The following is a 20,701-nucleotide window of genomic DNA, read 5'->3' on the forward strand; positions in this document are numbered from 1 at the left end:
CTTGCATGTATTAGGCACGCCGCCAGCGTTCGTCCTGAGCCAGGATCAAACTCTCCAATTGGTATTGAAAAGAGCGATTGCTCATTTTGAAACATCTGACGAGAATTTGCATTCTCTACCGATTCATCTCCAGCATTTGCATGCTGTAAGAATCCTCTTTGTTTGGATCTCACTTTCGTGAATTCCCACTCACTCGTTGTTCAGTTTTCAAAGATCAAGCTCGTTGTTAGCGGCGATCAGATCGTCACCAGCAACTCTTATAATATATCATATTACCTATGATTTATGCAAGCTTTATTTTTTCACCAATCGTCCAGAAGTTGTTATATCAACGACCGGATATATAATATACCTCATTTGAGCTATTGATTCAACTTGTAAGTTTTTCCAGCTCTTATATAGGTCCTTTCGAATGAGCCGGATGTGAGTTTAAGAAATATATACTCTGGCAGGCCGCACGCCAACCAACCAAATTCGATATAACGGCCTTTGCTTTCTTTCAAAGCTCCTTCAAAAAAGCCCTTAAGGTATCAGCATCTGACAGGTCTCTTTCCATTTCCTTAAAGTTTTGCTTTATAAAACTCATGATACTGCTTCATCAGCGCCATCTTATCGATCCGCGACAAGTAGCTACTACTGACGCCCAATTCCTTGGCGATCTTACGCTGCGTCCGTTCGTCTCCTCTGGTATCGAGGATGAAGCGCACGACACGACTTCTTTTATAACATCATCTGCTTCGGAACCCAGAATATCGATGAGGGTGATTTCGTTCCCCTCCTTTTCAGTGCTAATCAGATCATGCAGAGACATGTCTTTGCGGGGCTTTTTGAGCAAACACAGATGCATCAGGATTTCGTTCTCAATACAGCTGAAGATCAGGTCCTCCATGTCTTCTCCGGTGTTGTCGAACTTCTTGGGTTGTAGCCACGAAACGATGTCAATTATTCTAATAGAAGTAACGCAACCAAATCACTTCATTCACTAACGTTCACCACTCCATAAGCTCTTTAATTTGAGCAGTCAGTTTTTCCGCCGCTTTGCAGTGAGTGGCCTGGGACGGGTGAAAGTCGGCCGCGTATCCGTCAGCTGCCAGCTGCACATCAAACTTCATTGCGGTAATATTGCTATCGCCTGTTTCCCGAGTATATTGTTTCATTGCTTGTTCGATAAAAGGATACAGCCTGTCTCCCATGATCCCCAGCGTGCAGAGAATGAGACTCCGAGAATTATTGAGTCTGACCATTTTAAGGAACTCAACATACTTTTCAGCATATTCTGTTTGCTTGCTTTTATCCTCTTGGGTATAGGAATCATCGTTTGTGCCAAGGTTGATGACAATCAGACCGGGCACAAACTTATTGAAGTCCCAACGTACGTCTTGGGGCAGCATGCCATCGTCAAACTCCCCTTCAGATTTACCAACTTTTTCATAGTAATCCGGAAGAAGATGTGTGAGCAGTTTTTGGTCATTTTCCGTGTAGCCTGTAATAATGCCGTATCCGCTGTAGGAAACCATGCTGTAGTCAGCCTCAAGCTGCTCTGCGGTCAGGTAGGCATAGGCTTTTGTAACATCTTCTGTTGCGTGGAAAAAGAATGCAGCTCGTGCTCATCATCTACGCCGTAGCCGCAGGTAATGGAGTCCCCGATGAATTCAATAGTATGTGATTTAGGCGGGGTTGGCTTAATGCCATCCGCGGCATCAACAGCGATTTCCTGAATCGCGACCGTTGACATCGCTGCCTCTGACAGCTTTGTGATTCTTACTATGACATCCTGCTCAGTATCGCTTTCAAATACCGTATACGTTTTGAGCGGCTGATCCACCTGATCGTCAATCACCCGTATGCCGTTTACACTGATGCCGATTCTGGCCAGATTATTGCCGGTTGATGCAATTGAATCGCCCTTGATTGTAATCTCCGCCTTCGTGCCATAGAATGAAAATTCTACACCGCCGCCTGAGAGAGCCAGACACAACACATCGTTGTAATAGTGGGTCCGTCCAATGATTTTCACATGTTTATTCGTCGCTTTAAAACCTTGAGTTTTTGGGGACATAATGAACCTTCCTTCGCTGCTTATGGGTTGTATACTAGTAACAGTAACAAAGGTATTTTCTCTTTTCAATAAGTCGCTCTAAACTTGCTTGTATTGCCTCGGATAGCGGGTTGTATGTTAAGATCAATGCTGAAGCATCTTCACTTACTGCTAGGAGGACATTTATGGACATCCCCAGAGGCACCTACGGCTTTCGGTTCGCGGAAGACAAGGATCTCCAGCTCTGCGTATTATTTGCGGCCGGCAGTGATTCAATCACCACGCCTTCTTACCGCTGGGACGGTCTGGAGCGGAACGATGGGCCTCTTCTGTTGTTCCAATACACCGTCTCCGGTGAAGGCGTGTTTGAGTCGGAGAACCGGACTCACCGTGTTACCGCCGGGCAGGCTTTTCTCGCCGAAATTCCCGGAGCCCACCGCTATTATTATCACCCGGAATCGGCAGAGCCTTGGGATTTCCTGTTCCTGCTGTTCCGGCCCGATCTGATTCTTCCCCACTGGCGTAAGTTCCTGCGTGAAGCAGGGGAGGTTCCTTATCTGCCCGCAGACTGTGTGCCTGTCCGGCTATTACGGATGATTGTGAACGATGCGGCGGCAGGCAGAATCACCGACCCCCTGATCGCCTCGTCCTGCATCTACCAGTTCATGACCGAACTATCCAGACTCCAGGTAACTACGCTGCGGAACAGGGATAACTGGTCGGAGAACGTAAGACGCGCCGCCGAATTTATAGAGCATAACTATTCACGGATGATCAGTATCGATCAGCTTTCCGAGCATGTCTCCCTATCCAAATACCACCTGATCCGCCGGTTTTCGGCTAGTACGGGCCTGACACCTGGCGCTTATTTGACCCGGGTGCGCACTGAGAAGGCCATGGAACTGCTTCGGGGAACCAGCCTGAGCATTGAAGCCATAGCCGAGCGGATTGGCTACTCCAGCGGAAGTTATTTCATTAAGGCGTTCCGCAGCCTGACCGGGCTTACGCCGGGAGAATTCCGGAGCGGGGGCGAAAGTCTAACCTACCGCAGGCTTTTTTTTGATTAACCGCAATATAGTGCTATTCCACTCGTAAGATTACTATAGATATCGCTATTCTCCTTTATTATGATGAACTAAAGAAAGAGCAATAATTAATCAGTAAAGGAGCTTTACAATGAATCATAAGCTTATAGCACCAACTCCGCCGCTTGGCTGGAACAGCTGGGATTGCTACGGCGCGGCCGTAACAGAAGACGAAATCCGCGGCAATGCGGAATATATGGCAGAACATCTCAAAGACTTCGGCTGGAGCTACATCACCGTCGATATTCAATGGTACGAGCCCTTGGCGAATTCTTCACAATACCGTCCATTCGTTCCGCTGGTGATGGATGAGTATTCCCGGCTGATGCCTGCCGAGAACCGGTTTCCTTCCGCAGCAGGCGGCCAAGGCTTTAAGCCGTTAGCCGATTATGTCCATAGTCTTGGGCTGCAATTCGGCATTCATATCATGCGCGGCATTCCGCGGCAGGCTGCCCACGCTGCTACTCCTATTCTGGGTACAACCGCAACCGCACGCGATATTGCTCATACGAATTCCATCTGTCCATGGAATACAGATATGTATGGTGTGGACGCCTCAAAAGAAGGGGCACAGGCGTATTATGATTCTCTCTTTGAACTGTACGCAGAGTGGGGCGTCGACCTGGTGAAGGTGGACGACATCGCCGCTTCCAGGCTGTACGACACCCATCAGCCGGAGATCGCCCTGATCTCCAAGGCGATCGAGCGCTGCGGCCGGCCCATGGTGCTGAGCCTCTCTCCCGGACCCGCTCCGGTGGAATACGCAGAGTTCTTCACCGGGCATGCCAACATGTGGCGGGTCACGGACGACTTCTGGGACCTGTGGCCGCTGCTGCTGGATATGTTCGACCGCTGCCGGAAATGGCAAGGCGTACCGCAGGCCGGCTGCTGGCCGGACTGCGACATGCTGCCGCTCGGGCACATCGGCATCCGCTCGGTGGATGGCGGCGGGGCAGACCGCTGGACCCGGTTCACGCGTGACGAGCAGCTGACGATGATGTCGCTCTGGAGCATCTTCCGCTCGCCGCTGATCTTTGGCGGTGAACTGCGGGACAACGATGACTGGACGCTGTCGCTGCTGACCAACCGTGAGGTTCTGCGCATGCACCGCGAGAGCCACGGAGCTAAGGAGGCGCTTTGCAGAGACGATCTTATCGTCTGGACAGCCGAGCACACTGACGGCACCCGTTATGCTGCCGTATTCAATGTCGGCGATAGCCCTCTGCAGCCGGAACTGTCCCTTGAAGAGATCGGCCTGAGCGGCACTGCCGCCGGCACCGAGCTGTGGAGCGGAGCGCCCGCCGGGCTTACTGCAGGCTCGCTGCAGACCACTGTACCACCGCATGGCGTTCGCCTCTATAGCTTCCTGTAAGGAAAAGCCGGTTATCCAGATTCGTCTGGACAACCGGCTTTCTTACACTTTTCCCGGTACAACTAAATTCCCACACCCAAGATATCGAGGTTGCGGCATGCGCCAAAATAGACGGCGGCGAAGGCAGACTCCCTGAAAGTGTAAGACGATCAGGTTAAATAATGTCAGACCGTTTTCTGTTTATTAACAATCCATTTTATACTGTATTAGGTATATGAGAAATCCATCACTCTTTGTTATATTGGTCGGTGAAACCGCTTACTAAATTTGAGGGAGGAGTTGTTAAACTAACTAACAACCGGAAATACCAGTTTTTTATTTTACAAGTGGGAGATGATCGAGTATGAAATGGCGTAAAACACTGCTGCTGGGTATCGTGACGCTGCTTTTATTTCCAGCCCAGACCTTTGCTTACAGCAATCCTTTGAGCATGAGCAATTCATGGAAATGGGCCAACACTGATTTTCATGGCGAAGGCGACCCCTATATCCTTAAATTCAACGGTACTTATTACCTGTATGTCAGCACCGTTGACGATCAGACAGGGATTAAGGTCTGGTCATCGGCCGATCTTCTCAATTGGACCTACCAGGGACTCTGCGCCACCGATCCCATTACAAAGGCAGCCTATGCGCCGGAAGTATTCTACCATGTGGATGGAAATTTCTATATGTACACATCTCCGCAAGGTGGGGGCCACTATGTATTAAAAAGCTCCAGTCCTCTGGGACCTTTTATTCCGGTAACAGGAAATGTGGGCATGGGCATTGACGGCTCCGTGTTTATTGACGACAACGGCCAATGGTACTTCTATTCGACGGGATCTGACCAGATCACAATCCGGCCTATGAGCAGCCCGACCAGTTTTGGTGCGGCAGTTTCAAGCGGACTGTCAATGGCCGGCTGGACGGAGGGACCTACAGTGCTTAAACGGGGCGGTAAATATTTTATGACCTACACCGGCAACCATGTCTGGAGCACGGCTTACCGGGTGGATTATGCCGTCAGTTCCTCACCTGCGGCAAATTATATTCCCGCTGCCGGCCAGAATCCTGTACTAATCGATACAGAAGGGGCCAATATCGGGTTGGGCCATAATAGTATCGTGCGCGGTCCGGACCTTGATTCCGATTACATGGTGTACCACAGCCATGCGCATCAGGGGAATATCAGGTATCCCGGCCGCAAAATGAATCTTGACCGGATCGCCTGGAATGGTGACCGGATGACGGTGCTTGGACCAACGACTGCTGCCCAGCCTAACCCCGATTTGCCCGACTTTTCCGACCGGTTCAACCGCACGGGAATCGGCGCCTCATGGAGCAATGTAGGCGGGGGAACCTGGGGCATTTACAATCAGGAGCTCATGTGGCAGGATACAACCGGCAGTACGGCATGGTACCGGCAGATAACTGCAACCCCGACAGGCTCCGATTACACAGCAGAATTTAATACCAAGCAAATGAAGCAAGGAACGGGCGCCAACCCGCTGTATGGAGCGGTATTCTCTTATACCAACGAGTCCAACTACGGTCTTGCCGTGTTAAACCGTAATTTGAACCGGCTGGAAACGCAATATGTCGTAGGCGGAGTAAGCCAAGGCTGGCAGTATGCCTCATTGCCGGGCGGATTTGACTATACGAAATGGCATCAGATCCGGATAGAAAAATCCGGTGCTGCCTTCACCGTCTATGTCGACGGCATGAAAAAACAGACCCGGTCAGTCCAAGGGCTTGGCGGCGGCAAGGTTGGCTACACCACTTCCGATGTCCATGCCGATTTCGGCTATGTCGCCTTCAGCAACAAAGTAGGCGGCAGCAGCGCTTGGAACGCCTATAAGCCCGTGCCCGGAACTATTGAAGCCGTACATTATATTAATGGCGTTGAAGGAACGGCCTTTCATGATCTCAGTGCCGGGAATATAGGCGGAACCTACCGTGCCGGTGAAGTGGATATCAGACTGTCAGGAGCTGAGGGTAAGCATGTGGTCGGTTGGAACCAAACCGGTGAATGGATGAAATACAGAATCAACGTAGCTGAGTCCGGAATGTACGATCTGGATGTCCGGGCGGCAACCACATTCTCAGATGCCAAGTTCCGTATCTGGGACGGGACACAGGACCTTACCGGGGCGGTGAACTTGAAGAATACGGGAGATTGGGAGAATTGGCAGACAACAAGTAAGAAGGGTATCTATCTAACCGCAGGCAATCACGAATTGCGGTTTGAAATTGCGGAGGGCGAGTTTGATTTCAGCGGCATGGTCTTTTCGCGCAGCGAGACGGCCAGTCCTCTTCTTGATGATTTCAACGATGGCAATGATAACGGCTGGACGCGGTTTGAAGGCAATTGGTCGGTGACAGGAGGCCAATACACAGCAACCGCTGCCACTTCCTTCGCCAAAACGACTATCGGCAATGACCGCTGGTCTGATTACACTGTTGAGGCGGATATTAAGCCGCTGACATCCTCGGGAGATTCGGGCATTCTTGTACGGGTCAATAATCCGTCAAACGGGAAGGAACTGGCCAACAATGCCGATTACTTGCAGGGTTATTACGCATTTCTTAAACCGGATGGCATATTTCTCGGCAAAATGAATTACGGCTACACGGCTTTGGCCAACGCAACTGCCACGCTGCCGGTAAACACAGCGCATCATATGAAGGTTGTTGTGAACGGTACGAATATCAAAATCTTTGTCGGAGATATGAAGGTACCTAAAATCGACTACAACGACAACAGTGCCAATCCGTTTACTCACGGCAAAGCAGGGCTACGCGTCATGGACAACAACACCCAGTTTGATAATTTCCAGGTTTATCCCTGAGCAATATATTCCGTATTCTAATTACCGCAATCCGTCAGCAAAACAGCAATTCTCCAATTAACTGGAAAATTGCTGCTTTGTGTTTCTGCCGGAAAATCCGCTTATTTTATTTCACATTAGCCCCGCCGGTAAAAAACCGCATAAGCGATTCACCAGCGACAAATGTTCCTTTGCCCTGGATTCGGATCAGAGTTCCGTCATCGGCCAAACCGGTCAAAGCGTTTTTTACGGTAATCAGGCTGACATAAAACCGCTCAGCCAGTTCCTTCTCTGATGGAATCCTGTCTCCGGGCCTCAAGTTCCCCAGTTCGATCTGCCGCTTGATTTGATACTGTATCTCGCGATATAGCGGAAGCCCCTTCTTCATCCATCATCACCATTTTCTGATTATGTCATGAAGCGACATGCCCTTTAGGTTACGGCGGCTGATTACTCCTAGTGCAGAATTCGGCCTCCGCCGCCGTAAACCCGGATAGGAAAACGGATGCGAAGACCGCTGGATTCGATAGCTTTTTGACAGGCAGTATCGGCCTACTTCAGATTAATTTCCCTGATGACTTCAATCGGAACCTTCGGCTTACGGTCTTCAGTCAACAACCCGTTAACCTCTTGCTGCACATCGGTAACCTGTGTATAGCAGTATCCGGCAATGTAAGGAGTCGCTTTAATCGCTCGGGTAATACTGCGGAAACGTTCAATGAACGCGTCCTCAGACTGCACCTGGTCTCCGTACCCCCAGCCGCTTTCTGTCTGGAAGGCAATACCGCCGAACTCACTTACTATAATCGGTTGCCCCGTGTAGCTGTATCCTTCCGCAAAGGCGTGTTTCGCGTTATTAAATGAGATCCTGTTGTTTACAATCGCATCTTTGTCTTGATAACGCTTGAGAAATTCTTCTCCGCTCTCCACATAGTCATGCAGCGTCAAAATATCCGAGACTGTATGCTCCCAACCGTCATTGGTCACAACCGGACGGTAAGGGTCAACCGCTTTGGTCAGATGATAGATCGATTCCGTAAAACGCTGCTGCTGGACATCATGGGCGATTGTGGAGATTCCCCATGATTCATTGAACGGAACCCAGGTAATAATGCATGGGTGGTTGTATTGCTGGGGCAACACCTCCATCCATTCCCTCGTAAAGCGGACAACCGCCTGGTCGTTGAACTCGAATGCGGCAGCCATTTCCGACCAGACCAGCATTCCCTTCACATCGCACCAATACAAAAACCGGGAATCTTCCACCTTCATGTGCTTACGCACACCGTTATAGCCCATGGCGAAGATTTTATCGATATCTTCGATCAGAGCCTCTTCGGATGGAGGGGTCAGGTGACTTTCAGGCCAATACCCCTGATCCAGAATTAACCTTTGATAGAGGGGTTCGTTATTGAGCAAAATCTGCCCGTTTTCGATTGATATTTTCCGCATGCCAAAATAAGAATGCACCCTGTCAACCTGCTCCCCGTTCTGGCACAGCACAAACTCCACATCGAACAAATTCGGGTTCTGCGGCGACCACAGGCACCGCTTCCATGGACCGCTCGCTTCGTGAAACAAATTCACCTCAACCGTAATCCAGGACCTGTCGGCGGACAAGCCGAGCTGTTGTATCTTCTGTCCTTTCAGCGTAATCAGGGTTTCCAGCATTAAGCCGTCCCTTCCCTCTACACCGGTCAGTTGAAAGTCAAAGCGGATCATATGGCGGTCAATATCCGGCGTCATTTTCACTGCATCAATCCGAACTTCATTGACATATTCAATCCACACACTTTTCCAGATTCCGGTGGTCTGCACATAAAAACACTCGAAATTATCATGAACCCATCGTTGCTTGCCCCGTGGCTGCGTACAGCTCTGGCTGTCCTCCACTTCCAGGACCAGGTTGTTCTCCCCGCCGTAAACAAGGTAAGGGGTGATGTCAAATGAAAATGCTGCATATCCGCCTTCATGCTCACCGGCAAAGGTTCCGTTCACCCAGCATTTAGCTTTGTAGTCGACGCCCTGAAAATGCAGAATGGCCCTTTTGCCGGCTGCCTCCTGCGGAATCGCCAATCGTTTGCGATACCATACCCGGGGATGAAACTCTTCAACCCCGATACCGCTTGCCTTGGTTTCATAGGTGAAAGGAACCTTAATTTGCTGTCCTGCAGGGAAATTCGAATGCCACCGTTCTGTTTCTCCGGCATTCTCATCATCGAAGCTGAAATCCCACTCTCCGTTTAAATCAAGCCATTCCTCGCGCACAAATTGCGGACGCGGATAATTTTTGATGTAAGCTAGTGTTGCCATTAGTATGCACTTTCCTCTCTCAATCTTATTTTCACATGGAAATTTTGTTCCGGCAGAACCTCACTGTGCACCTGCCGGTTTTATATCAACCCGGTCGAACCGTGAAGCGGTTTCTCCCGTTTTCAATCCGGCTTTCCCTTGCAGCCAAGGCTCTTCACTCCGGTCATCAAAAGTCAGGACCGGTTCATCTCCGCCTTCCATATAAACTGCGATATGAGTACCTTCGGCCAGTACCTTCATATGCACCCATTCGCCCTCCGGCGGCAAAGCATAAGCCACATCTGCAAGCGGTTCCGTATTGTAATTGTGCTTGACCAGATAAATGTGCTGCCCTTCGAGATAAATAGAATAGCCCCTCAGAAAATCATCCCTGTTCTGATTCAGCTCCATTCCGTTTGCCGGTTCGGTTGCCCTGATAAGAATACCGGCTTGGCCGCCTTCCTCCGGGACGGTCAGATCGACTTCTGCCGAATAATCCGTCCACCCGTAGTCGCCGTACAATATTTTGCCGGGCTGCAGCGACGAGGCACGGAGTTGTCCGTCTTTAACCGACCAATCCCCCTCATAACGGGACCAGCCAAACACATTTCCGTCTTCAAAATCATCCGAGGCCGGTTCTAGCGGTGTATACAGCCCCGCCTTGATCCAGTCCAAATCCATCGTGCCTTCTTCAATCTCCAGCTTCCATTTGCGGAGACCGCTCTCTAAATCCACTCCGTGGACCGATACCGTCCTCCACGCTCCGTTCTGTCCGGTGGAGGCCTCCTCTTCAAAAGAGGCAATCTCTTTGCCGCCGTCCAGCAGCCTCCCCTTAACTCCGTTTTCACCCGGCGCAAGGCGCAGGCGAAGACTGTAACTGCCGCTGTTCGCCACATTGACCCGATAGCCAAGCGTAGTTCCCGCGCCAAGGTCCGCGAGCGTATAACCTCCCCCGCCGTCCGGCTTCAGAGTGATGGCTTCCGTATCCGTCTGTACATCCGTTGGTGCATAATGAACGGCATCAATCACGCCGGGCAGCGGAGCATAAGCTTTCTGTACGCCGCTGCCGTCCACTTCATTGCTGAAAGCCACATATCCATAGCGAGCTTTGGCCTCTACGGCGGCATAACCAATCCGGCCGCCGCCTGCGTGCTTTGGAAGCTTCAGTTGAAGAATCTGCATCTCCTGGACATAGATTCGAACATTGCCTCCCTGAACCTCAAGCCGTAAATTTTGCATCTGGCCGATATCGAAATTCTTCGGCAGCACCGCCGATTCTGTTGTCTCGATCTTGCCACCACGGCGAATCTCTGCCCGGATTTCTCCAGCCGTCCTGTCTAGCAGAACGGTACCGTAGTTAGCCTTGTCCTTATATGAAAAAACAGCACCCGCCGATACACCCTCCTTGACTTGAACATGGAATTCGGCCGTGTAATTATCCTGCGTTTGCGGCTTGGCCAGCAGCAGGGCGCCTTCATGCTCCCCGCCTTCCGCCTCCGCCAGCAACCCTTCGCCGGGATTTACAGACCATTTTCCACTTCCTGCAGACTCCCAATCCTTCAGGACTCCATCGCTTCCAAAACGTTCGGCGAAAGCCGGCAAGGCCGGCATAGGCTGAGGGCCCGATAAAGGTCCCCACACGCTGAAACGTTCCCCGTTCCAGACGATCCGGTCAATGTTCATGTGTCTCAGCGGTCCGACTACACCATGACCCTCCAGATTGTGGTAGATCATGTATTGCGTATCCAAATCAGGACCACGGACAACAGAATTGTGGCCGACTCCTACAGTAGCTCCTTCGGTACCCAGCAGCAGCGGATTATTGGCGAATCCGGCAAAGTTCCCGAGCGGGGAATCGCCTATGGCGGCGTCCACCCGGTAGCCATTGCTGAACACATGATTGCCAGTGTAGGTCATATAATATTTGCCTCCGCGTTTAAATACCGTCGGCCCCTCGGTCCAGCCGCCCATATAAGCCTGGGTTTGGTACTCTTCTTCCGCCAGGGTCAGCGGATCGGTCATAGGCGCAGCCTGAATCCCCAGGGTTCCCGCATAATAAAAGTACCACTTGCCGTCATCGTCGACGAAAGTAGAGCCGTCAATGGTCCGACCGAAATTACCGGCCGCAACCTGGAACGGACCGGTCGGGCTGTCGCTCTCCAGAACATAATGCCCCTGCCCGGCGGGCGAGGTATACATGTAGAACTTGCCATTCCAATACCTTACTTCAGGTGCATAGGCCCCCATGGTTACCGGATCTTCCGTACATAATCCTTCGTAGGACCAATCTACCAGATTCTCTGAGCGCCACACCTTTACGCCTGCATCCGTATCCCGCGTACTGACATACAGATAATATTCTCCGTTATAGGCGAACACAAAGGGGTCGCCAAGTCCGTAATCGCCCCATTCGTCTGCCAAAGTAATGGGATTCGTATACATTTTCAGTTGGGGTTCGGGCGCTTCCCGGATATCCGGGCTACATCCGCTCCCGCTAAGAACAAACAAAAACAGCAAAATACCAGTCCGCCAATGTATACCCATTTCATTTCACTCCCGGTAAGAAGAAAATTCATTTTGCTACTCACCCTTTAATTCCCGACATGCTGATCCCTTTGACGATTTGCCGTTCAAACGTAACAAACAAAATGATAATTGGAATCGAAGCAATAGCGTTGATAACCATCGGTTTCACGTAGTCTTCCGAATATTGGCCCATCAGTGTTGGAATGCCCATCGGCAGCGTGAATAAATTATCATCGGTTATCGAAAGGAACGGCCATAAAAAGTTATTCCACGAACCTATAAAAGTTAGGATTGCCATAGAGGCCAGAGCAGGACGCGTGAGCGGCAGTATAATACGGATAAAAATCCGCCATGTTCCCCCACCGTCGATCTGAACACTCTCCAGCAAATCGTTCGGAATGCCGTCGAAGAAACTTTTGAGTACGATTACCGCCACTGGTGACGCAAGTGCAGGAATAATCAGGCCCTGGTATGAATTCAGGAGATCCATATCCTTTGCCACTTGATACAGCGGAATAATTGTAGCTTCCCCGGGAATAAGCAGACCTGCCAGCACAACAAAAAACATAAGGGTGCGGTAACGGAACGGCAACTTTGACAAAGCAAAACCGGCCAGAGCCGCTACGGCCACTGTCAGAACCATAACCAGCGCGGCCACCAGCAAACTATTGCCGATCCAGACAGTCAGCTTCGTTCCGGTGAGTATCTCCTTATAGACATCCAATGAATACGGGGGCTTAAACCAGTCCAGAACGGTGATGATCTTCATCCCTTCTTCTTTGATGGAGACAACCAGCATCCATACCAGCGGTGCCGCGAACAAGGTAGCCATACATGCCGAAATTATACGATACAGCCATTTCATCGATCTTCCGCCCCTTTCCGGTTATTGATCCAATACTGCAGCGCCGAAAGCACTAGCAGAATAACGAACAGCAGATAGGACATCGTCGCCGCATAGCCAAGATTGTTCTTTCTGAAGCCCGTCTGATAGATCAGTTGAATGATCGGCCGGGTTTGATCCAGCGGTCCGCCACCAGTAATAATATAAATTTGCATAAATACCTTGAAAGAAGCGATAATTTGCAGCATCATAATCGTTTTGGTAATCGGAGTCAAATACGGAAGTGTGATTCTCCAGAAAATTTGGTTGTTATTCGCACCGTCCAACCGGGCCGCTTCATAAATTTCATCCGGAATTTCCTGAATAGCTGACAAATGCAAAATAAAATTAAAGCCGACCGTCCACCATAACGTGATTAACGTAATTACAATCCAAGCCAGGCTTGTTTCGGTTAGCCAAAATATTTCCTGATCCCCTGGAAGCAGTTGAATCAAATGCAAGATGGAATTCACCAAGCCGGTGTACGGCTGGAACACAAACAGCCCCAGATAAGAAGCAACTGCCACAGAAAGAACACTGGGAATGAAAAAGATACTACGATAGAACTTCTGTAGCAGCGATTTGCGGTTGGCGATCAAAGCCAATGAAATGGAAAGCACAATCATGGTTGGTGTCGTAAGAACAACAAAAATAGCCGAATGCCATAATGCTTCCCATACCTCTCTATCCTGCAGAACCTGCCGGTAATTATCCCAGCCGATAAAATCCATCTTTTTGATAAGTGTCCATTTATAAAAGGTCATTTCAACGCCCTTGACCATGGGCCATAGAGTAAATAAAATATATACCACCAAAAAAGGAAGCAGGAAAAGCAGTGCCTGTATGTCCGCTCTTATTTTCTTCATTTTCATTCATATTCCACCCTCTTTCTAATCGGCGGGCAAGCCTGCGGTCCCAACCGCAAGCTTGCTACAGCCGGTTTATAACCTATTCGTCCAGCGTTTTTTGCACATTCTCCTGCATTTTGTCCATCGCTTCAGCCGGAGTCATTTTGTTAGCCCAGACCTCATTCAAAAACTTAAAGGAGACGTTGTCACGAATTTGTGCCGTTTTGACGGATGGTTTGTTGAATTTAACCATACTTGCTACGGAAGCGTAGTCGCTGCGGTAAGGCATATCCTTAAATTCCTGTTTCTCCAAAACGGAGGGCTTGGATGGAATATGGCCTGCTTTGGCCCAAATTTGGCCGTTGTCGGCAACCCAGTTCGCAAAAGTGATCGCCGCTTTACGCTTAGCAGAATCTTCTTTCTTCGTAGTTGGCAAAATAATAGTATGAGAGTCGCCCCATGTGGCTTCCTGATCGTAGATTTTAGGGATTGGCATCGCACCAAACTCAAAGTTCTTTGTGGATTCCCAGGTTCCCGTCGCCCATACGCCGGTCATCATGATGGCTGCAGTTCCGCTTTGGAAATTTTTATAAAAGTCCGGATCGTTTTTCTTGATATACCCCTCGGTAAACAGCTTTTGGATATAATCCGCGGCTTGAATGCCTTTCTCCTTGTCGATATCCGCGACAGTCAAATCATCGGAAATCAGATCGTTGCCGCCAAGCTGCGAATACAAGGCCCACCAGAGACGATAAGGGTCATCATTGGCATTAGATAGCGCAAACGGGGTAACCTTATTCGGAAGCTTCTCTTTCAGGGTTTTGAGGAAATTAAGGAAGCCGTCGGCCGATTGCTCCATAACCGGTTTGCCGTCATCACCAAGCAGACCGGCATCTTTCAGCAATTTAACATTGTAGTACATAATAAAAGGATGCGTATCAATCGGCACCGCATAATGCTTGCCATCTACGACAGTAGCATCTAACAGGTTCTGATTGAATGTATTCCAATCCACACCCGCATCGGTCGCCGTAGTATCAAGGTCTGTCACCACGCCCTGGTTAATCAAATCCGGCAGGCGGGAGGTGTGGGAAATACCGATGTCCGGTCCGTTGCCGTTTCCGACAGCCGTGATCAGTTTAGTGTAATACTCTCCCCAAGCCAGCTTTGTATTCTTCACTTGGATATCGGAATGTGTTTTGTTGAATTCATCGACCAGCGTCTGCATATTGGCTCCATCTCCGCCGTCAAACAGGGTCCAGAAAGACAAACTCACCTTTTCGCCGCCGTTGTCTGTGGAATCGCTTGCATTTCCGGAAGCGCCTTCTTCATTGCCCGCGCCTGCAGCACTATTGTTGCCATTAGCGTTGCTCCCGCTGTTGCCGTTGCCTCCACACGCGCTTAACACCATTGAGAACGAAAGCAGCAATGCCATAGCCGTAACTCCGATACTTCTCTTTTTCATGCATGTCTCCCCTTTTAAATGATTAAAAGATACAAAACAATAATTTCACTTTATTTCATCAATCTTGTATCTTTAAATCGAATTATAGGTCTAACAAAGCATTTTGTCAACGCTTTCAAACGTCATTATTGTAATTAAAATAAAATAAAGCCGTTAGTTACATATTTTATGTAACTAACGGCTTTATTTATCATCCCCAGTGGGAATAAAGTTCACTTTCATTACGATGTTTTGCTCATGATCCCCAAACTGCCGGCCGAACAAATTGATCCCGCCCTGGTGGACAGCTCCCGGTTTAATGCCGATCCTCACCCGGACTTTGTGGCTTTGCATCAGATTCAGAAGGTCCAGATTAACCGCCGACACTTTTACCATATCAAGCGTTGTCTTTTCATTATCCACCCGCCAGGTTTTCAGCAGACCGTACTGGGTTGACCAATCGTACCACCATGCCGGATTCAACTTGCCTCTCCGGTCCCCGAAATCCCCCGGACTAGTCCACATTCCAATCTCTACACCGTTAATCCACACTGATATATCGGATGGCCAATTATTGTCGTAGTTCGGAGCCTCTGAACATATCTCCATCGACAATTCAAGCGACTCAATCCGCGATCCGGAAGGAACCTCAAGGGGAAGCAAATATTCAATATACCCTTTGCGGAACCATATAATCTGCGCATTGATATGCTTGGGATGATAAAAACTCGCGGGCTCATCCTCACGGATAAGCATCCCCTCGGAATTGGCCATTCCGCAGGTTGGTGAGACCTCACAATCGCTGTAATGACCGATGGGCACCTCCACTTCATAGACGCGAAACTCCTCCTTGAATACCGCCTTTTCAATATTCAATGCAAAGTGAATGTCGTCATAATTACGGCTGCATACCTTCATTGCTCCACGCGATGCGGGGAGTAACTCTGTATTGATCAGCTTTGCCGCTTCCAGCACCTTAATATTGTTGGCAACCGTCGATACGGGAAGCTTGAGCAATGCTGCAATTTCAATTACGTTCAATTTTTGGGATATTAATAACTGAAGAATATCAACTCGTGACCGTGTGGATAATGCGTGTGCTACCATAACCAATTTCTCGGGATCATTAAAACTGAGCTCTAGCACAGATTTGCACTCCTCTTGAAAAGCAAAGTAATATTACAATAATATTACTTTTAACATACAAAAAAATCAATATTCTTGTATTAAAAGAGTAGTTTTCCTGACTCCGTACAGTCCCAATCTCAATCCGATTGAAGGGCTATGACTGTGGCTCAAAGCCGATGTTGTGAACAATGTTTTTTTTGAAAAATTGTATAAGCGTAAGCTTCATGTCAGCCAATTTTATGAAACGCATCAATGAGCGCCCGATGGAAACCATAGATCGTTTGCTTGTCAGGTTATGATGTTATAATCTTTATTACGGTTTATATAGATGAAAAAATGCAATATAATAGGTTGTTTATTTGGGGATGTTCGGATATGCTGATCTCACAAGCTAGATTTGTCAAATTGTGTAATTTATTTAAAATTTAAACTCTATTATAAAAACATCTAGCAATAGATTTAAGGAATGATGTAATAACATTATGAAGAATTCACTTTTCCGAATGTTATTTTTGATATGCCTGTTCGTTCTACTTTTTATTATATCACCCTCCTATCATCCATATCTTAAGCCTACAGACGAGGTAAACCTTGTATCTGGCAGATCCAAGGTTTACAAAAACATAAATATTGTTGGCTGCAATAAGCACGACATGAACTTGAATTCAATTACAACAGCTCAATTTGCTCTTCAAAACTCCGACTGCTCTGTTTCAGTGGAAACTTGGTGTAATGGCTCTTCAAAATAGCCAACTCTCAATGTATAGAAATAGTATTTATTGTGTTGATGAAGCCATAGGGTCTGAGGATAATAGTAGTGCTGGAAATATATACTGTAACGGGCAGACCACCATGCGTAATGGGAATAGTAAAGGCGGCCACATCAGCTGCTCCTGGTTTACTGGGATCAGGCATACAGAAGAAGCACACACGCACAATTAATTTTTTTATGTGAGACTAAGTTAACACGGCTCATTGCTTTGTTGCACTAGCCATACCTTTTAGGCAAAGGGGACATGAAATGAAAAAAATGCTCATTGCTCTCTCTGTTGTTGTAATAGTGATAGGATTCTTTGTGATTAAATTATTGTTTTTGACGGATTCTCATTCGGAACCTTTTGAACGTTTTTCGCGAATAACGAATACTGAGCAATCTACTGTTAAAATTAAACGAGGCGAGGTTACTTATTCATTGTTTGGTTCAGGGGTTGGAGAATTGAAAGGCCGACAAATAGGCATTGTGGATGGAGACGAGCGTGACAAGGTTTATATATTGCAAGGGTATAGCTCAGATGAATGGCTTATCGAATATTACGATGTTTTAATGTCAAACTATGATCTCTATAAAGCAGTTCATGTAACCGATATTCCTTCCGCTCTTGAACTGTACCGTTTGCATTAGGAGAAGCTTAGGGTGAATTGATATCCGAAACAGGATGTTTGCAGAGAACCATCACACAACGACTTACTTTTATTATATCTTGTGTCTGATATGGACCTTGGGTGCTATTCATTATTCTTATATACATGTAACAATTGAATATGGTTATCATATATTTTTGTGTATGTCATAATAACACCCCTCAGCAGCTAAAAAGTTAAATTTTCTTTTTTTATATTCATTCAGTGCCACCTGCTTAACTTAAAAAGCAACTTCCCTGTTGGCAAGTTGCTTTTTTAAATGTTCTATTGTGAATCTCTAATTATTATCTAAATTATCCTCTAGATCCTACCTCTTCGCCTTATAAAACTCATGATACAGCTTCATGAGCGCCCTTTTCTCAATCCGTGACACATAACTCCGGCTTATCCCCAACTCTTTCGCAATCTCCCGCTGCGTCCGCTCCTCCCCGCCGGTGTCCAGGCCGAACCGGCCAACTACAACCTCTTTTTCCCGGTCATCCAAGATATCGAGGTTGCGGTAAATCTTGCTCTTCTAACCTTCAGGTCGACTTCCTTGATGACATCGTCGGCTTCGGAGCCGAGGATATCGATGAGGGTGATTTCATTCCCCTCCTTGTCAGTTCCAATCGGATCATGCAGGGACACGTACTTGCGGGTTTTTTTGAGCGAACGCAGATGCATTAGGATTTCGTTCTCAATACAGCGGGCCGCAAATGTGGCCAGTTTGGTTCCTTTATTGGGTTTGTAGCTTTCAATGGCCTTGATCAGTCCAATCGTGCCGATGGAGATCAGGTCCTCCATATCTTCTCCGGTGTTGTCGAACTTCTTGAGGTTGTGGACACGATGCGATGTCAAAAAATAAACCAACTGGGCTCGATCCTCATTCCAATTGGTTTATTTTTGAGTTTTAAATTTAATCTGTAATTGTTTATCAATTATTTTGACCCATTCAGGTAATTCATTTAAATAATATTTTATCCCGCTTTTATCTGCTTCAAGGATAAACTCCCCATCAGCCTTACTATTATCAACAACAATTAATTGATCAATCAGGTCTAAGTGAGATAACAGATTATTCATACTTGTTACATTGCGTCTAATAATATCCTCGGTTTCAATATGATGACCACCATTTTTCACGCGCAAAGCAACACGTTCAATATTTAGCCGAACATCCCCTAGTCCCACATAAAACATAATAATTCCAAAACTTTGTTCCTTTGCATCTCTCATCTGTCTTATAACGTTACCACCGGCTAAAGTAGTTTCCACGGTAAAGTCCCACTTATTTCGGATACATTCCCTGGCTATTCTTATAGCTTCTTTTCCAGCGGATACTTTACTCTTTTCAGGATGCCCATTATTGATTTTGCGGGCTAGTGCATCCGGATCAATATTTACACTTACCCCCAGACGGTCAACGATCAAGTTACGAATTGTGCTTTTACCACTTCCATTATTACCGGCAAACACAAACATCGTTGCAGTTGTCTCATTCATGGGTAAAGTCCTGTTCATTCATTTTTTCTATTTCCCCTGTACTATATTCTCTAACAATTTGCCCCTCAGTTGTCTTATATACTATATATGTCCCATTTGCTTTAGCATCCAATTTTGCACGGTCACCCGTTAATCGAATCAATTTGGCAAGGTCCTTAGTAAGATTCATCAATATAGAAACACCTCATTTCCACTTATATTTCGAGTATACCACAGTACAGCACATATTATATCTGCTTAGAGCTTTATAAATAATACTGTGATTATTGAGTTTAAAAAAACACAAACAACCTGTAGGATTGAGATAAGTAATATCTCATTCCTACAGGCAGATTTCTATTTCCTAATTCACCGCTTCGCCTTATAAAACTCATGATACAGATTCATTAGCGCCCTTTTCTCAATCCTCGACACATAACTCCGCGAGATCCCCAATTCCTTCGCAATCTCCCGCTGCGTCCTTTCTTCCCCGCCGGTGTCGAGCCCAAACCGCCCTACCACAACTTCCTTTTCATGGTCATCCAGAATATCAAGATTACGATATATTTTGCTCTTCTCAATCTTCAGATCAACTTCCTTAATAACGTAATCGGCCTCAGAGCCGAGGATATCAATCAGCGTGATTTCATTACCTTCCTTGTCTGTCCCAATCGGATCGTGGAGAGATACGTCTTTACGGGTCTTTTTCAGCGAGCGAAGATGCATCAATATCTCATTCTCAATACAACGGGCCGCAAAAGTGGCGAGTTTCGTGCCTTTGTTCGGGCGGTAGCTTTCAATGGCTTTGATCAATCCAATCGTGCCGATGGAAATCAGGTCCTCCATGTCTTCGCCTGTGTTGTCGAATTTCTTGAGGTTATGGACACGACACGATGCGATGTCGTTTTGATCGTACTCCCCACCTTTTTTGGGAGCTTGGTTCATCTATAATTGTCGAGCTTTGCCAACAGCAGCTGAGACATCTGCCATTTAGAAATAAAACTCAAGTAAGAAATGATTGTTCCACCAGATTCACTGAGAACGATAAACGAGACGGCGGATTGGAATCAGTAACCACTCAACGAATTTAGTATGCATAATAAGCAATCCACAAACATTTAATTCGATTTATAAACCCACTGATAATGCTGAATTTAAATAATTCCCCTGTATTAATATCCCTAAAGAAACACATTCAATCTAAGAACTATTATTTCTCATAACTAAGGTCCAGGAAGCAAACAAAAAACGGAACGACTACTTTGGATAACCAGTCATTCCGTTTCTTCATTTATATAATACTACTACTCAAATTAACGGGGTTTAAATTAAAATTCCAACATCCTCAAATAACTTAGCACAAGTAAATAAGCACAGTTCTGGGTTATAAGAA

16 protein-coding genes, 1 rRNA gene and 2 pseudogenes are annotated in these 20,701 nt (G+C 47.3%); 4 read left to right on the top strand and 15 right to left on the bottom strand.

Annotated features, from left to right (window positions below; translation table 11 throughout):
• From IEY53_RS29375 to IEY53_RS35485, 4 genes and pseudogenes are all read right to left on the bottom strand, one after another.
• A 16S ribosomal RNA gene (locus tag IEY53_RS29375) occupies window positions 1-61 on the bottom strand; the annotation flags it as partial.
• A 499-nt stretch (window positions 62-560) separates the two neighbouring features.
• Window positions 561-916: pseudogene (locus tag IEY53_RS29380) on the bottom strand (sigma factor-like helix-turn-helix DNA-binding protein); the annotation flags it as partial.
• A gap of 73 nt (window positions 917-989) precedes the next feature.
• Window positions 990-1,517, bottom strand: a complete 528-nt coding sequence (locus IEY53_RS35480) for an SGNH/GDSL hydrolase family protein (protein WP_229696430.1) — start codon at window positions 1,515-1,517, stop codon at window positions 990-992.
• Window positions 1,518-1,546: 29 nt separating this feature from the next.
• Entirely contained in the window at window positions 1,547-2,059 is a 513-nt protein-coding gene (locus tag IEY53_RS35485) for an SGNH/GDSL hydrolase family protein (protein ID WP_229696431.1), read from the bottom strand.
• 164 nt (window positions 2,060-2,223) lie between these two features.
• Between IEY53_RS35485 and IEY53_RS29390 the strand changes: the two genes are divergently transcribed.
• The 3 genes from IEY53_RS29390 (at window position 2,224) to IEY53_RS29400 (ending at window position 7,325) form a co-directional block, all read left to right on the top strand.
• Window positions 2,224-3,105 carry an AraC family transcriptional regulator gene (locus IEY53_RS29390; protein WP_189031268.1) on the top strand — a complete coding sequence of 294 codons (882 nt, stop codon included), beginning with the start codon at window positions 2,224-2,226 and terminating at the stop codon, window positions 3,103-3,105.
• A gap of 109 nt (window positions 3,106-3,214) precedes the next feature.
• Complete coding sequence (locus IEY53_RS29395) at window positions 3,215-4,495, top strand: glycoside hydrolase family 27 protein (protein WP_189031269.1); 1,281 nt, start codon at window positions 3,215-3,217, stop codon at window positions 4,493-4,495.
• A gap of 343 nt (window positions 4,496-4,838) precedes the next feature.
• Window positions 4,839-7,325, top strand: a complete 2,487-nt coding sequence (locus IEY53_RS29400) for a family 43 glycosylhydrolase (protein ID WP_189031270.1) — start codon at window positions 4,839-4,841, stop codon at window positions 7,323-7,325.
• Between the two features lie 106 nt (window positions 7,326-7,431).
• Here the strand turns inward: IEY53_RS29400 and IEY53_RS29405 are convergent, their stop codons facing one another.
• The 7 genes from IEY53_RS29405 to IEY53_RS29435 all read right to left on the bottom strand — a co-directional run bounded on the left by IEY53_RS29405 (window position 7,432) and on the right by IEY53_RS29435 (window position 16,443).
• Complete coding sequence (locus tag IEY53_RS29405) at window positions 7,432-7,692, bottom strand: GntR family transcriptional regulator (protein WP_189031271.1); 261 nt, start codon at window positions 7,690-7,692, stop codon at window positions 7,432-7,434.
• A gap of 164 nt (window positions 7,693-7,856) precedes the next feature.
• Window positions 7,857-9,617: a glycoside hydrolase family 2 protein gene (locus tag IEY53_RS29410; RefSeq protein WP_189031272.1), complete on the bottom strand. Its 1,761-nt coding sequence runs from the start codon at window positions 9,615-9,617 to the stop codon at window positions 7,857-7,859.
• Window positions 9,618-9,677: 60 nt separating this feature from the next.
• A complete protein-coding gene (locus IEY53_RS29415) occupies window positions 9,678-12,140 on the bottom strand; it encodes a family 43 glycosylhydrolase (protein ID WP_189031273.1) in 2,463 nt (820 codons plus the stop codon).
• Between the two features lie 40 nt (window positions 12,141-12,180).
• Entirely contained in the window at window positions 12,181-12,987 is an 807-nt protein-coding gene (locus IEY53_RS29420) for a carbohydrate ABC transporter permease (protein ID WP_189031274.1), read from the bottom strand.
• Window positions 12,984-13,871, bottom strand: coding sequence for a carbohydrate ABC transporter permease (locus tag IEY53_RS29425; protein WP_308424265.1), 888 nt, complete (start codon window positions 13,869-13,871; stop codon window positions 12,984-12,986). Before IEY53_RS29425 ends, IEY53_RS29420 begins: the two co-directional genes overlap by 4 nt.
• An 82-nt stretch (window positions 13,872-13,953) precedes the next feature.
• Window positions 13,954-15,318, bottom strand: a complete 1,365-nt coding sequence (locus IEY53_RS29430; protein WP_189031276.1) for an ABC transporter substrate-binding protein — start codon at window positions 15,316-15,318, stop codon at window positions 13,954-13,956.
• A 183-nt stretch (window positions 15,319-15,501) separates the two neighbouring features.
• Window positions 15,502-16,443, bottom strand: a complete 942-nt coding sequence (locus tag IEY53_RS29435; RefSeq protein ID WP_189031278.1) for an ArsR/SmtB family transcription factor — start codon at window positions 16,441-16,443, stop codon at window positions 15,502-15,504.
• Window positions 16,444-17,446: 1,003 nt separating this feature from the next.
• On the opposite strand from IEY53_RS29435, the gene IEY53_RS29440 reads away from it, so the two are divergent.
• Window positions 17,447-17,827, top strand: coding sequence for a hypothetical protein (locus tag IEY53_RS29440; RefSeq protein ID WP_189031280.1), 381 nt, complete (start codon window positions 17,447-17,449; stop codon window positions 17,825-17,827).
• A 327-nt stretch (window positions 17,828-18,154) separates the two neighbouring features.
• Here IEY53_RS29440 and sigK (IEY53_RS29445) read toward each other — a convergent pair.
• The 4 genes and pseudogenes from sigK (IEY53_RS29445) to sigK (IEY53_RS29460) all read right to left on the bottom strand — a co-directional run.
• A pseudogene (gene sigK / locus IEY53_RS29445) lies at window positions 18,155-18,666 on the bottom strand (RNA polymerase sporulation sigma factor SigK); the annotation flags it as partial.
• A 57-nt stretch (window positions 18,667-18,723) separates the two neighbouring features.
• Entirely contained in the window at window positions 18,724-19,329 is a 606-nt protein-coding gene (locus tag IEY53_RS29450; protein WP_189031282.1) for an ATPase, read from the bottom strand.
• Window positions 19,322-19,498: a hypothetical protein gene (locus IEY53_RS29455; protein WP_189031284.1), complete on the bottom strand. Its 177-nt coding sequence runs from the start codon at window positions 19,496-19,498 to the stop codon at window positions 19,322-19,324. Before IEY53_RS29455 ends, IEY53_RS29450 begins: the two co-directional genes overlap by 8 nt.
• 179 nt (window positions 19,499-19,677) lie before the next feature.
• Entirely contained in the window at window positions 19,678-20,253 is a 576-nt protein-coding gene (gene sigK / locus IEY53_RS29460; RefSeq protein WP_189031286.1) for an RNA polymerase sporulation sigma factor SigK, read from the bottom strand.
• Window positions 20,254-20,701 lie beyond the last annotated feature (448 nt).

It is taken from the genome of Paenibacillus albidus, assembly GCF_014644435.1.
Taxonomy (GTDB): domain Bacteria; phylum Bacillota; class Bacilli; order Paenibacillales; family Paenibacillaceae; genus Paenibacillus_AQ; species Paenibacillus_AQ albidus.

Excerpts from the sequence above, each read along its gene's own strand:
- IEY53_RS29455 (WP_189031284.1), bottom strand. The coding sequence starts at position 19,498 with ATGAATCTTACTAAGGACCTTGCCAAATTGATTCGATTAACGGGTGAC.
- IEY53_RS29400 (WP_189031270.1), top strand. The coding sequence starts at position 4,839 with ATGAAATGGCGTAAAACACTGCTGCTGGGTATCGTGACGCTGCTTTTA.
- IEY53_RS29430 (WP_189031276.1), bottom strand. The coding sequence starts at position 15,318 with ATGAAAAAGAGAAGTATCGGAGTTACGGCTATGGCATTGCTGCTTTCG.
- IEY53_RS29395 (WP_189031269.1), top strand. The coding sequence starts at position 3,215 with ATGAATCATAAGCTTATAGCACCAACTCCGCCGCTTGGCTGGAACAGC.
- IEY53_RS29425 (WP_308424265.1), bottom strand. The coding sequence starts at position 13,871 with ATGAAGAAAATAAGAGCGGACATACAGGCACTGCTTTTCCTGCTTCCT.
- IEY53_RS29440 (WP_189031280.1), top strand. The coding sequence starts at position 17,447 with ATGAAAAAAATGCTCATTGCTCTCTCTGTTGTTGTAATAGTGATAGGA.
- IEY53_RS29390 (WP_189031268.1), top strand. The coding sequence starts at position 2,224 with ATGGACATCCCCAGAGGCACCTACGGCTTTCGGTTCGCGGAAGACAAG.
- IEY53_RS29405 (WP_189031271.1), bottom strand. The coding sequence starts at position 7,692 with ATGAAGAAGGGGCTTCCGCTATATCGCGAGATACAGTATCAAATCAAG.
- sigK (WP_189031286.1), bottom strand. The coding sequence starts at position 20,253 with ATGAACCAAGCTCCCAAAAAAGGTGGGGAGTACGATCAAAACGACATC.
- IEY53_RS35480 (WP_229696430.1), bottom strand. The coding sequence starts at position 1,517 with ATGGTTTCCTACAGCGGATACGGCATTATTACAGGCTACACGGAAAAT.
- IEY53_RS29415 (WP_189031273.1), bottom strand. The coding sequence starts at position 12,140 with ATGGGTATACATTGGCGGACTGGTATTTTGCTGTTTTTGTTTGTTCTT.
- IEY53_RS29410 (WP_189031272.1), bottom strand. The coding sequence starts at position 9,617 with ATGGCAACACTAGCTTACATCAAAAATTATCCGCGTCCGCAATTTGTG.
- IEY53_RS29450 (WP_189031282.1), bottom strand. The coding sequence starts at position 19,329 with ATGAATGAGACAACTGCAACGATGTTTGTGTTTGCCGGTAATAATGGA.
- IEY53_RS35485 (WP_229696431.1), bottom strand. The coding sequence starts at position 2,059 with ATGTCCCCAAAAACTCAAGGTTTTAAAGCGACGAATAAACATGTGAAA.
- IEY53_RS29420 (WP_189031274.1), bottom strand. The coding sequence starts at position 12,987 with ATGAAATGGCTGTATCGTATAATTTCGGCATGTATGGCTACCTTGTTC.